The 14,437-nt window shown below is 72.4% G+C and carries 12 protein-coding genes; 11 read left to right on the forward strand and 1 reads right to left on the reverse strand.

Features of this window, described 5'->3' with window-relative positions:
* Positions 1-73: 73 nt before the first annotated feature.
* The gene (locus tag D7V80_RS18620; RefSeq protein ID WP_120589430.1) at positions 74-1,534 is read right to left on the reverse strand and encodes a sigma-54 dependent transcriptional regulator; all 1,461 of its coding nucleotides are present in this window, start codon (positions 1,532-1,534) and stop codon (positions 74-76) included.
* Positions 1,535-1,710: 176 nt separating this feature from the next.
* Here D7V80_RS18620 and D7V80_RS18625 point away from each other — a divergent pair, with 176 nt between their 5' ends.
* The 11 genes from D7V80_RS18625 (at position 1,711) to D7V80_RS18670 (ending at position 14,320) form a co-directional block, all read left to right on the forward strand.
* The gene (locus D7V80_RS18625) at positions 1,711-2,460 is read left to right on the forward strand and encodes an OmpA family protein (protein WP_120589440.1); all 750 of its coding nucleotides are present in this window, start codon (positions 1,711-1,713) and stop codon (positions 2,458-2,460) included.
* Positions 2,461-2,483: 23 nt separating this feature from the next.
* A complete protein-coding gene (locus tag D7V80_RS18630; RefSeq protein WP_120589431.1) occupies positions 2,484-2,918 on the forward strand; it encodes a chemotaxis protein CheW in 435 nt (144 codons plus the stop codon).
* 4 nt (positions 2,919-2,922) lie between these two features.
* Positions 2,923-3,291, forward strand: a complete 369-nt coding sequence (locus D7V80_RS18635) for a protein CrdC (protein WP_120589432.1) — start codon at positions 2,923-2,925, stop codon at positions 3,289-3,291.
* Positions 3,288-5,165 carry a methyl-accepting chemotaxis protein gene (locus D7V80_RS18640; RefSeq protein WP_120589433.1) on the forward strand — a complete coding sequence of 626 codons (1,878 nt, stop codon included), beginning with the start codon at positions 3,288-3,290 and terminating at the stop codon, positions 5,163-5,165. Before D7V80_RS18635 ends, D7V80_RS18640 begins: the two co-directional genes overlap by 4 nt.
* A gap of 1 nt (position 5,166) precedes the next feature.
* Positions 5,167-6,978, forward strand: a complete 1,812-nt coding sequence (locus D7V80_RS18645; RefSeq protein ID WP_120589434.1) for a methyl-accepting chemotaxis protein — start codon at positions 5,167-5,169, stop codon at positions 6,976-6,978.
* Complete coding sequence (locus D7V80_RS18650; protein ID WP_120589435.1) at positions 6,975-9,866, forward strand: response regulator; 2,892 nt, start codon at positions 6,975-6,977, stop codon at positions 9,864-9,866. Before D7V80_RS18645 ends, D7V80_RS18650 begins: the two co-directional genes overlap by 4 nt.
* 81 nt (positions 9,867-9,947) lie before the next feature.
* Positions 9,948-11,006: a chemotaxis-specific protein-glutamate methyltransferase CheB gene (gene cheB, locus D7V80_RS18655; protein WP_120589436.1), complete on the forward strand. Its 1,059-nt coding sequence runs from the start codon at positions 9,948-9,950 to the stop codon at positions 11,004-11,006.
* An 11-nt stretch (positions 11,007-11,017) separates the two neighbouring features.
* On the forward strand, positions 11,018-12,256 hold the full coding sequence (locus tag D7V80_RS18660; RefSeq protein WP_120589437.1) for a protein-glutamate O-methyltransferase CheR: 1,239 nt from the start codon (positions 11,018-11,020) through the stop codon (positions 12,254-12,256).
* Positions 12,257-12,332: 76 nt separating this feature from the next.
* Positions 12,333-13,202, forward strand: coding sequence for a tetratricopeptide repeat protein (locus tag D7V80_RS18665; RefSeq protein ID WP_120589438.1), 870 nt, complete (start codon positions 12,333-12,335; stop codon positions 13,200-13,202).
* Positions 13,202-13,336 (forward strand): hypothetical protein, encoded by a 135-nt coding sequence (locus D7V80_RS43480; RefSeq protein ID WP_255417389.1) that lies wholly within the window; start codon positions 13,202-13,204, stop codon positions 13,334-13,336. The genes D7V80_RS18665 and D7V80_RS43480 overlap by 1 nt, the downstream gene beginning before the upstream one ends.
* Before the next feature lie 66 nt (positions 13,337-13,402).
* On the forward strand, positions 13,403-14,320 hold the full coding sequence (locus tag D7V80_RS18670; RefSeq protein ID WP_199738747.1) for a 5'-nucleotidase: 918 nt from the start codon (positions 13,403-13,405) through the stop codon (positions 14,318-14,320).
* The last annotated feature ends 117 nt before the right edge of the window (positions 14,321-14,437 follow it).

Here is a 14,437-nt window from a genome sequence, read left to right on the forward strand (position 1 = left end):
GCAAGCACACGGACCAGCCATGGGGCGGTCCGTGGGGGCAGTACCTTCAAAAAGGAGCAGCAAATGCAGGCACTTACGAGTCAGATTGTCCGCGGCGCAGGCCCAGGGCCTTCATCTTCTTGTAGAAGTGACCCCGCTCCAGGTCGAGGATGCGCGCCGCCTCCGTCACGTTGTCATGCGTGTGGGCGAGCACCCGCTGGATGATCTCCCGCTCCGCGTCCTCCACCTGCTCGCGGAAGGTCTGATCCACGCGCGGCTTCCACCCGCCCGGGTTCGAAGGCGCGGGCTCGGCGGGCGTCGTCACCACCGGGGCCGGCTGCGCGACGGGCACGTCACCGCCCACGGTGGGCTCGGGCATGGGGGGCAGGGGACGGCCCCGGGGCAAAAGCTCCAGCGCGTCCGTGCGCGAGACGACCGGCCCCTCGCAGAGGATGGCCAGCCGCTCCACCAGGTTGCGCAGTTCGCGCACGTTGCCCGGATAGTCGTACGCGCTCATCACCGCGAGCGCGTCCGGCGACAGCGCCAGCGGCCGCCGCCCGTTCTTCGCGCACGCCTCGCGCAGGAACGTGTCGATGAGGTCCGGCAGGTCCTCGCGGCGCTCACGCAGCGGCGGCGAGTGAATCTGCACGACGTTGATGCGGTAGTAGAGGTCCTCGCGGAAGCGCCCCGCGGCGATCTCCTTCTCTAGATTTTTGTTCGTCGCGGCGATGACGCGCACGTCCACCTTGAGCGTCTCCGCGCCGCCCACGCGCTCCAGCTCTCCCTCCTGGAGTACGCGCAGGAGCTTCGACTGCATGGCGGCCGGCATGTCGCCAATCTCGTCCAGGAAGAGGGTGCCCTCGTGCGCCAGCTCGAACTTGCCGCGCCGCACGCTCACCGCGCCGGTGAAGGCGCCCTTCTCGTGGCCGAACAGCTCGCTCTCGATGAGGTCGTGCGGCACCGCGGCGCAGTTGAGCTTCACGAACGGGCCGCCCTTGCGCTTGGAGTTCTGGTGCAGCGCCCGCGCGATGAGCTCCTTGCCGGTGCCGTTCTCACCCGTGATCAGCACGCGCCCCTCGCTGGGCGCTGCTCGCTGGATGAGGGAGAAGATGCGCTGCATGGCGGGTCCGCCGCCCACCATGTCGAAGCGGCCCAGCTGCGCGCGCAGCTCCTGCAGCTCCTCCATCGCCGCCTGGTGCTTCAGCGCGTTGCGCAGCGCCACCAGCAGCCGGTCCCGCGCCAGCGGCTTCTCCAGGAAGTCGCGCGCCCCCAGCTGCGTCGCCTTCACCGCCGTGTCGATGGTGCCGTGGCCGGACATCATGATGACGGGCAGGTCCGGCTTGAGCTCCGTGAGCCGCGCCAGCACCGTGAGGCCGTCCATGTCCGGCATCTTCACGTCCATCAATACGGCATCCACCGGCCGCGCGCTCACCACGTCCAGTGCCACCTGCCCGCTGCTGGCCAGCTCGGTGCGGTAGCCGGCCAGCTGCAACGACTGGCTCAGGGTGAGGAGGATGTTCTTTTCGTCATCAACAATGAGGACCGCAGCGGGCATGGGCAAACCGTTCACACTCTCACGGAAATAATCGGGGCATCAAGGGTCTCGTGCTGCCCGGAGGGGCGAGGAAAAGACAAATCTTTTGACTCTCCCCGGTGGGTCCGACTACACGCGGACAGTCTGGCCCACCCCCTGTGGGCCTCTCTTTTCCCGTGGTTGCTGTCGGAGGAATGATGCGCCGGATTTCGCTTTGGGCCGGGTTGGCCCTCGCCGTGGCCGTGCTGACCGGGTGCCCGCCCACCTACCCCAAGTGCAACAACGACGAGCAGTGCCAGGAGAAGGGCGAGGTCTGCGTCCAGGGCCAGTGCCAGGAGTGCGCGACGGACGCGAACTGCCGCGAGGGCTTCACCTGCCAGGCCAACAAGTGCGCGCCCAAGCCCCCTGAGTGCACCACGGACGCGGCCTGTGGCTCCGGCCGCATCTGCGAGGCCGGCAAGTGCGCCGAGGCCCAGTGCAAGGACGACTCCGCGTGCAACGGCGGCAAGTGCCAGGCCGGCCGCTGCCAGGCGCCCCGCGACACCTGCTCCGCCAACACCGACTGCGGTGAGGGCCAGGAGTGCCAGTCCGGCAAGTGCGTGACCGCCGACGCCAGCTCCAAGTGCGACTACTCGCCGGTGCCCTTCGGCTTCAACGAGTCCACCCTGGACTCCAGCGCGCAGTCGCGCCTGGGCGAGCTGGCGGCCTGCATCAAGGCCAGCCAGGGCAAGATCACCCTGGGCGGCCACGCGGACGAGCGCGGCACGGAGGAGTACAACCTCCAGCTGTCCAACCGCCGCGCCGCGGCCGTGAAGCGCTACCTGGTCGACCTGGGCGTGCCGTCCAACCGGCTGTCCACGGTGGGCTATGGTGAGACCCGCCCGCTGTCCAGCGCCGGCACCGAGGAAGGCTGGGCGGAGAACCGCCGCGTGGAGTTCCAGCGCTAGTTCTGGGGTAGGCTCTGGCGCGCATGGCCGCCCTAGAGTCGGAAACACGCCAGTCCTACCTCGTCTTCGCGTGTGGAAGCAGTTGGTACGCGGTACCCGCGGAAGCCGCGGCGGAGGTCGTCACCTTCCCCGAGCTGACGCGGGTACCGGGTTCCCCGCCCCACCTGCTGGGTGTGTTCGCGCACCGGGGTGAAGTCATCCCCGTCGTGGACATGAGCCTGCTGGTGGGCGGGGTTACCGCCGGGTCCCGCCGCGCCGTCCTGGTGCGGCTGGCCCGTGGCACCCTCGCCCTCACCGCCAGCAGCGTCGCCGGCGTGTCCGCGCTGATGGGACCGCTGGAGCCCCTGGGCCCCTCGGGCGTGCACGTCCACCTGCGCGGCCCCGTGAAGAGCGGCTCGCGCGACGTGGCCGTCATCGACCCGGAAGGCCTCTTCGACCACCTCAGCCAGGGCGGCTAGCCCCATGTTTCCCTCAGGCCGGGTCGAGGGGACGCTCCTGTGTCACGTGGGGCCGCACCGCATCGCCTTCGAGGCGGGCGAGGTGGCCTCCATCGCCGCGCCGGACGCGGGCACCGTGTCCGCCCACCGGGCCTTCCTGGGAGCGGGGGGCGCCCAGCGCGTGCTGGTGACGGCCACCGGAGAGACGGTGGGCGTGGACGGGCTGGAGATCGACTCGGAGGTGCTGTCCGTGCTGCCGCCCTCGCCGGTGGTGGCGGGGGCCTCCGGAGGCAGCCTGCGCGGCTTCGTGATTACCCGCGGGGTGCTCTGGCCGCTGCTCAGCCTGGACGCCTTCCAGCGCTACCTGCGCGGGCTGGACGGGGAGGGCGCATGATCGCGCCGCCGGAGCTTCGCGCCCTGGGCCGCTGGACGACGCGGCCGCGCATCCCGGGCAGCTGCCTGGGCGTGGGCATCGCGTTCCTCCACATCCACCTGTCGCACACGCTGCCGGAGGCCGGGCGCACGCCGCTGACGTGGCTGATGTTCTGCGCGCTCGTGCTGTTCATCAGCGTGGGGTACGCGCGCGACACGCGGGCCCTGCGCACGCTCTTCGCGCTGGGCGAGGGCCGGCTGCCCGCCACGTCCGAGCACCTGCTGGTGGCGGTCCAGGAGGTGGCGGCCATCCCCGGCCGCAGCTTCTGGTTCGTGATGCAGGGCTGGCTGGGCGGCACGCTGACGGTGGCCCTGGCCTTCCCGCTCCTGGCGGACGTGCCGTGGACGGAGGGCGTGCGGGTGATGGTGCTGGGGCTGTCCATTGGCCCCCTGAGCGCCATGCTCACCTACCTGATGGTGGTGCGCCGCGCGCGGGCCACGCTGGACCGGCTGGTGTCGCTGGGGCCGGCGCCGCTGGAGGTGCTGGCCGCGCTGCCGCCCCGGCGCATGCACATCCGCCGCCGGCTGGTGGTCTTCACCGCCATCGCCGTCTTGAGCCCGTCGCTCTTCATCCTGGACGTGGCCTTCACGCGCACGGTGACGGTGGTGGACGCGTGGACCCAGGCCACCACGCCGGATGCGCGCGCGAAGGTGATGGCGCGGGCGCGCGAGGGAGACGGGCCGCCCCTGGGGCTCATCGCGGGGCTCGTCACGCTGCTCATCCTGGGCACCGCGGCGCTCGCGGGCACGGCGCTGTCGGAGCCCCTGCGCGCCATCACGGAGGACGCGACGCGCATCGCGCGCGGCGAGGTGCGGCCCCCGCGCGTCATCCACGCCGAGGACGAGGTGTGGGCCACCTCCGCGGCCTTCACCCAGATGCAGGTGCAGCTGGTGCAGGCCCTGTCGCAGCTCAAGCGGGCGGGCATTCAAATCTCCTCCACCACCGAGCAGCTGGTGGCCACCAGCACGGAGCAGGAGGTGGGCGCGGACGAGCAGGCCGGGGCGCTCAACGCCACCAGCGCCACCACGGAGGAGCTGGCCCGGTCCGCGCAGCAGATCGCCGACAACGCGGAGTCCGTGTCCGCCATCGCGGAGACGACCTTCGGCGCGGCGCAGTCCGGCCAGCGCGGCGCCACCGCCTTCCTGGGCGCCATGCAGCGCATGAGGGAGGACAACGAGGCCATCGCGGAGGCGGTGGTGCGCCTCAACAAGCGCGTGCAGCAGATTGGCAAGGTGGTGGAGTTCATCAACGAGATCGCCGACAAGTCGGACCTCCTGGCGCTCAACGCGGAGCTGGAGGGCACCAAGGCGGGCGAGGTGGGGCGGGGCTTCTCGCTGGTGGCGGCGGAGATGCGCCGGCTGGCGGAGAACGTCATCCGCTCCACGAAGGAGATTGAAGGCCTCATCGGGGAGATCCGCGACGCGACGAACGGCGCGGTGATGGCCACGGAGGCGGGCTTGAAGACGACGGAGCTGGGCACGCTGCTGGCGGCGCAGGTGGACGACAGCCTGAGCCTCATCCTGGAGCTGGCGCGGCAGACGTCGCACGCGGTGCGCAGCATCTCGCTGGCGACGCTGCAGCAGCAGACGGGCACGGATCAGCTCGCGGCGGCCATGGGGGACATCCTGCGCGTCACCGAGCAGAACGCCGCGGCCACCAAGCAGATGGTGGCGGCCAACGCGGACCTGTCCACCCTGGCGGCGGACCTGCAGCACGTGGTGCAGCGCTTCCATGTCGAGGCTGCCGGCGGCGAGTTGGCCGGAGCTTCTGGCGGAGCTTCCGGCGGAGCTTCTGGCGGAGCTTTCGGCACGCCTGGCGCGACGGGAGTCGGGTGACATGGACCGCTTCTCGCGCTCGGGTTCCCGGCGGGCCGCCTTCAGCCAGCAGCTGATGTTCCCCGTGCCGCTGGCGAACCTGGTGGGCTCCACGCTGGGGCTGCACTTCGCGTCGCTCGTGGTGGGCGGCAAGCTGGCCCAGGAGCTGGGGGGGCTCGTCGTCCTGGTGGTGGGCGTGAGCGCGCTGCACATGCTCCTGGGCGTGGGCGTGTCCCTGCGCCGCTTCCCCCAGCTGCGGGCCCTGGAGCGCGGAGCGCTGCCGCCCACGCCGGAGCACCTGGCGAAGGCGGTGGGCGAGGTGGCGCGCGCGCCGGGCGAGGCGTTCTTCCGCTCGCTGGGGTTGTGGGTGCTGACCACGGGCGTGGTGGCGATGGCGCTCTGGTCGTCCATGGCCCTGGCGTGGAAGGACACCCTGCGGGTCGCGGGGCTGGGGGCGCTGTTCGGCCCGCTCTCGTCGCTGCTCGTGTACGGGCTCGTCACGTTGAGGGCTCGGCGCGGCGTGCTGTGGGTGGCGGAGCAGGGGCTGACGCACGCGCAGGTCATCGCCGCGCTGCCCCGGCGCTCGCGCATCCGCGCGCGGCTGGTGGCCTTCACCGCCATCTGCGTGGTGACGCCCGCGGTGATGTGCGCGCAGGTCGTCACGGCGCTGACGGACCGGCTCTTCGACCGGCTGGTGGGCGCGGACAGCCCGGTCGCGCAGGGCGTGCTGGTGGACGCGTACACGTCCAGCGCGCTCCTGTGCGCGGTGGTGTTCGGCCTGGCGCTGGCCACGGCGTACCTGGGCGGAACGCTGCTGGGGCGGCCCATGCGGGAGCTGTCGGGCGAGGCTCGCCGCATCGCCGCGGGTGACCTGGCGAGCCCCCGGCTGGTGCCCGCGGAGGATGAGGTGTGGGCGGTGTCCGCGGCCTTCACCACGATGCGCACGCACCTGGCGGACGTGCTCGCGGAGCTTCAGCGCGCGGGCTCGCAGATTTCGGCCACCACGGAGGAGATCCTCAGCACCTCCGGGCGCTACGAGGCCGGCGCCGCGGAGCAGGCCAGCAGCCTGGACGAGACGAGCGCCACCACGGAGGAACTGGCGCGCTCGGCGAAGCAGATCGCGGAGAACGCGAGCTCGGTGGCGGAGATCGCCCAGCGCACGCTGGCGGCGGCCCAGGGCGGACAGCGCAGCGCGGAGTCCTTCCTGGGGGCCATGTCGCGCATGCGCCAGGACAACCAGGCCATTGGCTCGGCGGTGGGGCGGCTGGACAAGCGCGTGCAGCAGATCGGGAAGATCGTCGAGTTCATCAACGGCGTCGCGGACAAGTCGGACCTCCTGGCGCTCAACGCGGAGCTGGAGGGCACCAAGGCGGGCGAGGTAGGGCGGGGCTTCTCGCTGGTGGCGGCGGAGATGCGCCGGCTGGCGGAGAACGTGCTGGAGTCCACGAAGGAGATTGAGGGGCTCATCGAGGAGGTGCGCGAGGCCTCCGCCGCGGCGGTGACGGTGACGGGCGGCGGCGTGCGCGCGGTGGAGACGGGGACGGGGCTCGCGGAGCAGGTGTCCGAGTCGCTTCGGCAGATTGTCGACCTGGCGGGGCGGACGTCGGACTCGGTGCGGATCATCTCCCGGTCCACGCAGCAGCAGCAGGCGGGTACGGATCAGCTCGCGGAGACGATGGCGGACATCCTGCGGATTACCCAGCAGAGCCTCAACGCGACGAAGCAGGTGGGCGCGGCGAACGGGGACCTGTTGGGGCTGGCGCAGGACCTGCGCGGCGTGGTGGAGCGCTTCCAGATCCACCAGGCGACCCTGCGCAAGGGGGGCGGCGGGTGAACCCCAGCGAACGGCTCCTCAAGCAGTTCCGCGACCTGGTCACGGTCCGTCTGGAGCGCATCAACCGCTCCCTGATGGAGCTGGAGTCCGGGGGCAACCTGGAGGCCGGGCAGCGGGTGCTGCGCGAGCTGCATGGGCTCAAGGGCGAGGCCCGGATGATGGGCTTCAGCGAAATCAACACGCTGGCGCACGAGATGGAGGAACTGGTCCGGTGCGCGGAGCCGCAGCGCTACCGGCTGTCTTCGGAGTCCACCGACGCGCTGCTCGCCACGGCGGACACGGTGCTCGCGCTGTCGGGCGCGCTCCAGGCGGGTGAGCCGCTGCTGGCGGTGGAGACGCTGGTGGCGACGCTGCAGCAGCGGGTCATCGCGGAGTCCGCGCGTCCGGCAGAGGGCGGACGGCCTTCGAAGGGGGAGGGAGCGTCGCACCTCATCGTGACGGACCGCCGGGAGCCGTCCGCGGCCGTGGTGGTCCCCGCGCACTGGAGCGCGCCCGCATCACGCCCGGACGCGTCGGCGGGAGCCGCATCGCCAGGAGCCGGCGCAGCGCAGTTCCTCGCCACGGCACTTCGGACGGAGACACCCGGGAGTCCGGCGGGAACGCACGGGGAGCCGTCCACCGCGGGGGGCGCACCGGGCACCGCGCTCGGGAGCGCTCATCCTGGCCATGCCACTGGCGCAACGCCGGGCGCGCACGCTGTCCATCCAGGTCTCGGAGCGGCACCAGGGGCGGCGCACGGGAGTCCAGGTACTGGTCAGATCGCGGGAGCCACGCCCGGCTCGCACGGTCTCCATCCGAGTAGTTCGGGCCAGTCGCACCTCGTGGCCCCGATGAGCGGAGGTCCGGGGGGCTCGCACCTTGTCGCCCCGGTGGCGGGAGGCCCGGGAAGCTCGCACCTCGTGGCCCCTGTGACAGGAGGCCCGGGCGGCTCGCACCTCGTCGCTCCGGTGGCGGGAGGCCCGGGCAGCGCACACCTCGTGGCGTCCGCTCCCGGAAGCCCGGGGGCGCACCTGGGCGGCGCCGCTGGCGGTCCGGGGAGCCCGCACCTCGTGGGGCCCGCGCCGGGCACGTCCTCGAACACGCACCCAGCGAGCCCTGCCGCGTCGGCCGGCACGCGGATGGTCGACACCGCCCGTTCGCGCCCGCCCGCCGCGCCGAAGCACGCAACCGCCACGGTGCGCACCGGCGACGTCCGCATGGACACGGCCGTGCGCATCGGCGTGGCCAGCCTGGACATGCTCACCAGCGCGGTCACCAACCTGGGCCAGGTGGCCCGCCGCCGCGAGCTGGCCACCGCGCGCCGCCTGGAGCTCGTGCGCGAACTGAGCGAGCTGGCCCGCACCGCGGAAGACCTGGGCCCCGCGGGCGTCGCGCTCGCGGAGCGCCTGGGCCGCGCCAAGGAACTCGCTGCCACCCTGCACCGCGAGGCCAAGCTGCTTGCCAACGCGGAGCTGCGCGACCTGGATCAGGTGTCGGAGGAGATCCAGGGCCTGCGCATGCTGCCCCTCTCCGTCCTCTTCGAACCCTATCCCCGCATGGTCCGCGACCTGGCGCGGGAGCTGGGCAAGGAGGTGGAGCTCGTCGTGGACGGCGAGGACACCCGCGCGGACCGCTCCGTCGTGGAGGCCCTGCGCGAACCCCTCATGCACCTGGTCCGCAACGCGCTGGACCACGGCCTGGAGACGCGCGTGGACCGCGTCGCCTCCGCAAAGCACCCCCGGGGCTGCCTCACCCTGCGCGCCGCCCGCGAGGGCAGCCGCATCATCCTGCGCGTGGAGGACGACGGCGCGGGCATGGATCCGGCGCTCCTCCGGCGCGTCGCCGTGCGCCGGGGCGTCCTGGACGAGCCCGCCGCCAACGCCCTGTCCGACGCCGCCGCGCGCGAGCTCGTCTTCCTGCCCGGCTTCACCTCGCGTGACGTGGTCACCGACCTGTCAGGTCGGGGCGTGGGGCTGGATGCCGTGCGGACCTCGCTCCAGGCCCTGGGCGGCGATGTGGGCGTGGAGTCCGCGCCCGGCTGGGGCACCATCTTCACCCTGCGCGTCCCGGTGTCCCTCACCGTGGCGCCCCTGCTCTTCGTCCAGGTCTTCGGCGAGACGCTCGCCCTGAGCGCCGTCCACGTCTCCCGCGCCCTCAAGGTGGACGCCTCCGAGGTGGGAGAGGTCGCCGGCCGTCCCACCCTCCGCATGGAGGGGCGCGTGCTGCCCTTCGCCTCGCTGGCGTCGCTCCTGGGGCTCGCCACCGAGCGCCCCGCCCGGGAGGGCGAGCTGGTGCTGGTGGTGAAGGGCCAGGGCATGGAGGCCGCACTGGCGGTGGACCGCGTCCTGGAGGAGCGCGTCCAGGCCATCCTCCCCTTGAAGGGCATCCTCGCGCGCTACACGCACCTCACCGGGGCCACGTCGCTCGCGGACGGGCGGCTGGCCATGGTGCTGTCCGCGGCCGCGCTGGCGGCGGGCGTGCACGGCACCGCGCCCCTGAAGCTCGCCCGGCCCCCGGTGCGGGCCCCCGCGCCGCGCCGCCGCCGCATCCTGGTGGTGGACGACTCGCCCCTCACCCGGGAGCTGGTGGCCAACCTGCTGGAGGCGGTGGGGTACGACACCCTCCGGGCGGCGGACGGCCCCTCGGCGCTGGAGCAGCTGGGGCAGGAGGGGCCCCCGGTGGAGCTGGTCGTCACCGACCTGGAGATGCCGGAGATGGACGGCGTGGAGCTCACCCGACGCCTGAAGTCGGACCCGGCCCGGCGCGGGCTGCCCGTCGTCATCCTCACCACCCGGGGAGGGGAGACGGACCGGGCGCGTGGGTTGGCGGCCGGGGCGGACGGCTACATCACCAAGGGCGACCTCGTCCGCCAGGACCTGGTGGACGTCGTGGGGCGGCTCCTGGCCTGAAGTCCCCGAAGACTTAGGAGAGACGCCCGGGGGCCATCGCATTGCTATACTCCCGCGGCGCGTACGGGGTATTGAACGGACATGGGCAAGAAAGTGACGGTGCTGGTGGTGGATGACTCGGTCATCTGCCGTCAGCTCATCAGCGCGGCGTTGAGCGACGACCCGGACATCCAGGTCGTTGGCACCGCCGCGAACGGCCAGGAGGCCGTTGCCCTCACGAAGGAGCTGCGCCCCCACGTCATCACCATGGACGTGGACATGCCCGTCATGGACGGGCTCACGGCCGTGGAGCACATCATGGCCGAGTGCCCCACGCCCATCCTGGTGCTGACGGGCGATCCGCGCTCGCAGGCCCCCGCGCTGACGTACCGCGCGCTGGAGCTGGGCGCGCTGGCGCTCCAAATCAAGCCCTCCATCGACGCGGGGCCGGAGGCGTGGAACCTCACCAAGGAGGTGAAGCTCATCTCCTCCGTGCGCGTCATCCGCCACGTGCGCGGCCAGAAGCGCGGCGCGCCGGGGATGCCGCACACCCCCGTGCCGGCGCTGCCCGCGGCCTCCATGGGCATCGTCGCGGTGGCCGCCAGCACGGGCGGCCCGCAGGTGCTCTACCGGATGCTGTCGGAGCTGCCGGCGGATTTCCCGGCGCCCATCGTCATCGTCCAGCACATCAACGCCGCCTTCTCCGAGTCGCTGGCCAGCTGGCTCGCCAACGCGAGCAAGCTCAAGGTCCGGCTGGCGGTGGACGGGGACACGCTTCAGCCGGGGCTGGTGCTGGTGGCGCCGCCGGATCAGCACATGGTGGTGCCCGTGCGAGGCCGCGTGGCGCTCAAGTCCGGCGTGGAGCGCGACGGGCACATGCCCAGCGGCACGGTGCTGCTGGAGAGCGTGGCCAAGGTCTACGCCCGGCGCGCGGTGGGCGTGGTGCTCACCGGCATGGGCGCGGACGGGGCGGACGGGCTCCTGGCCATCAAGCAGGGCGGTGGGCTGGCGCTGGCGCAGAACGAGGAGTCCTGCGTGGTGTTCGGCATGCCGGGCGCGGCGGTGGAGCGCAAGGCGGTGGACCACCTCATCCACGGCGATGACGTCGCCGCCACCCTGTCGCGTCTGGCGCGCGGAGAGTCGCTGGCCGCAAGCCGCTGACCTCGCGCGCCATGACGTCCTCCTCCGAGCGCTGGACTCCCGTCCACGCCTGGCTTCAGGCGCACACGGGCATGGCGCTGAGCGGGGCCCAGCGGCGGCGGTTGGACGCGCGGCTGGACGCGCTGGGACACGACCAGAACGCGGCGCGGCTGGTGGCGCACCTGCGCACGCCGGCGGGCGCGGAGGAGCTGGCGCGGCTGGTGGACGCGGTGGCGGTGCACACCTCGGAGGTGTTCCGGGACGAGGTGCAGCTGTCCGCCTTCCGCGAGCACGTGCTGTCGCCCCGGGTGCAGCGCTCCAGGTCACCGCTGCGCGTCTGGAGCGCGGGCTGCGCGGCGGGCGAGGAGGTCGCCACGCTGCTCCTCCTGATGGCGCAGGAGGGCGCGGATCCCGCCAGCCGCGTGCTGGGCACGGACATCTCCGGGCAGGTGCTCACCCGGGCGCGGGAGCTGAGCTTCCCGGCGGATGCGCTCCGGCGCGTGCCAGACGCCGCGCGCTCGCGCTACTTCGAGCCGAAGGGCCGGCGCCAGGTGCTGGTGGAGTCGCTGCGCGCGCAGGCGGAGTTCCGGCGCCACAACCTGATGGAGGCCCCGTATCCGGAGGCCCCCGGGGGCGGCGGGTTCGACATCATCTTCTGCCGCAACGTCCTCATCTACTTCACCCCGGAGGCCTTCCAGCGCACGGTGCGCAGCCTGGGCGAGCGGCTCGCGCCCGGCGGGGTGCTGGTGCTGTCCGCCGCGGAGCCCCTGCTCCAGGTGCCCCCGGAGCTGCGGCTCCTGCCCAGCGAGCACGCGTTCTTCTACGTGCGCGAGGACGCCGTGCCCGCGGAGCCTGTCCGGCCGAAGCGGGACTCCGGCCGGTTCCCGAGCCTCACCGGAGCCAGTGGGCCCGCCACGCCCCCGCCCTCGGCTCCGCCATCGGCTCCGGACGAAACCGCGATGGCACAGGCGGACTGGCTCTTCTCGTGCGTGCTGGATGGGGCCTCCACGGGCGTCCCGGACGAGAAGTCCGAGCGCGACCTGCGCCGGTGCCTGGACCTGGATCCGGACCACGTCGCCGCCCGCTACCTGCTGGGGCTCCTCCTGGAGCAGTGCGGCCAGCCCGGCGCCGCCCTGGAGGCCTACCGGCGGGCCCTGCGGGCGGTCGAGTCCGGGCGGGCACGGCCGGTGCCCTTCTTCCTCAACCTGCCCCGGCTCCGGGTGGCCTGCGCCCGGGCCGTGGAGCGGCTGGAGGCGGAAGGGGCGCGCTGAGGGGCAGGGGGGCGGCCGGGCGCGGGAGGAAACAGAAGCGGCGCGCGGGGCACTTTGGACCTAGGATGCGCGGCCCATGCGCAGGCTCGTGCTCTTCGCCCTGTTGACCGCCGCCGTTCCCGGCTGTTTCTACCCCGCCGACCGCGGCCGTGCCCTCGAAGCCAAGGTGGACCGGCTGGGCGCGGACAACGCCAAGCTGGCCGCGGAGCTGAAGGAGGCGCGCGACCAGCTCGCCGTCACCCAGCCGAAGCTCGATGAGAAGATCGCCCAGGTGACGCAGGCCCTTCAGAGCCTGGACACCGCCGCGCGCCGCAAGGACGCGGACATCGGCGTGCAGTTCCAGAAGACGGTGGAGGACCTGGCGCAGCTGCGCGGCCAGGTGGAGACGTACCTCTACAAGATTGGTGAGCTGGAGGCCGCGCTCGGCAAGAGCACGGAGGAGACCAACCAGCGGCTCCTGGCGCTCCAGGGCACGGAGGCGGTGAAGGAGGCCGAGGCCAGGAAGAAGGCCGAGGAGCTCCAGCGCCCCACGGACAAGAAGGAGTTCCTCGCGCTCGCGCAGGAGAAGGCGAAGGCCGGCGACGCGCTGATCGCGCGCCAGCTCTACAACGAGTTCGTGAAGAAGTGGCCCAAGGACGCGCTCGTGGGCGAGGCCCACTTCGGCCTGGGCGAGACGTACTTCACCGAGTCCAAGTGCCGCGAGGCCCTCTTCGAGTACGGCAAGGTGGTGCAGGACTTCGCGAAGACGCCGTCCGCGCCGGACGCGTACCTGCGCTCCTCCGACTGCTTCCTGAAGCTGAAGATGAAGGAGGAGTCGAAGCTGGCGCTGGAGGAGCTGGTGAAGGGCTACCCCAAGTCGGAAGCGGCCAAGACGGCGAAGACGAAGCTGGCGGAGCTGGAGAAGAAGGCCGCGCCGGCCCCCGCGCCGAAGAAGGCGAAGAAGTGATGCGCCTCCGCGCCCCGAAGCTCGCCGCCCTGGCGCTCCTGCTGCTCCTGCCGCTGGTGGCGGGGGCCGCGCCGAAGAAGCTCGTGCTGCTCTTCACCGGAGACAATGGGGGCGAAGTCGCCCCCTGTGGTTGACGCCACAACCCGTCTGGCGGTCTGGCCAGACGAAAGACGGTCCTGAACGAGGAGCGCGCGAAGGGCGTGCCGGTGCTCGCACTGGACGCGGGCAACGCGCTCTTCAAGACCCTGGCGGATGGCCAGGACGCGAAGCCTCGCGCGGAGCTGCTCCTGGAGCAGCTGGACGCTCAGGGCTACGCGGCCATGGCCGTGGGCCAGCGCGACCTCGTGCTGGGCGTGGACTTCCTGAAGAAGAAGACGAAGGGCGCGAAGCTGAAGCTCGTGTCCGCGAACCTCGTGGACGCGAAGGGGCAGCCGCTCTTCCCCGCGTCGGTGGTGACGACGGTGGGCGGGCTGAAGGTGGGCATCCTCGGCGTGTCCCCGGAGTCGGCGGACGGCGCGGCCGTGCTGCCCGCGGGCGTGCGGGGCCTGCCGGTGGGGCCGGCGGTGACCTCCGAGGTGAAGCGCCTGCGCCAGAAGGAGCAGGTGTCGCTGGTGGTGTTGCTCGCGGCGGTGCCCTACGTGGAGGCCGTGAAGCTGGCCCAGGGCGCCGAGGGCGTGGACTTCGTGGTGCAGTCGCACGACGGCCGGGGCGTGGGCATGGCGCAGCGCCAGGGCGTGTCCACGCTGGTGCCGCCCGGTGAGCGGGGCCGCCAGGTCGCGAAGCTGGAGCTGTCCGTGGAGGGCACCGGTCCCTTCGCGGACCTATCCGAGGCGAACCGCGCCCGCGAGAGCCAGCGCATGGTGGAGGCGAACATCGCGCGGGTGCAGGAGCGCCTGAAGACGGAGAAGAACGAGGACGCGCGCCGCTCGCTCCAGGAGACGCTGACCTCCTTCGAAGCGCGGCGCGACGCGCTGGCCCGCACGGCGGCGGCGCAGGGCCCGGCGACAGGGCGCACGTACCAGCTCACCTACCTGCAGCTGGGCGCGGACGTGGCGTCGGATGCCGCCGTGCGGAAGCAGGTGGAGCGCGTCGAGCCGCCCGGCTCCGCGGGTCACTGAACTCCCGCGCGCGGACCCCACCCCGTCCATCCTGGGACGGGGGCTGAAACACCTGTTTCATTCCCTGTCGCGGGATGTGTCACGCCCGTTCCAGCCCTGCTGGAGAGCAGGCAGGCT

Source organism: Corallococcus sp. CA054B, from assembly GCF_003611625.1.
Taxonomy (GTDB): domain Bacteria; phylum Myxococcota; class Myxococcia; order Myxococcales; family Myxococcaceae; genus Corallococcus; species Corallococcus coralloides.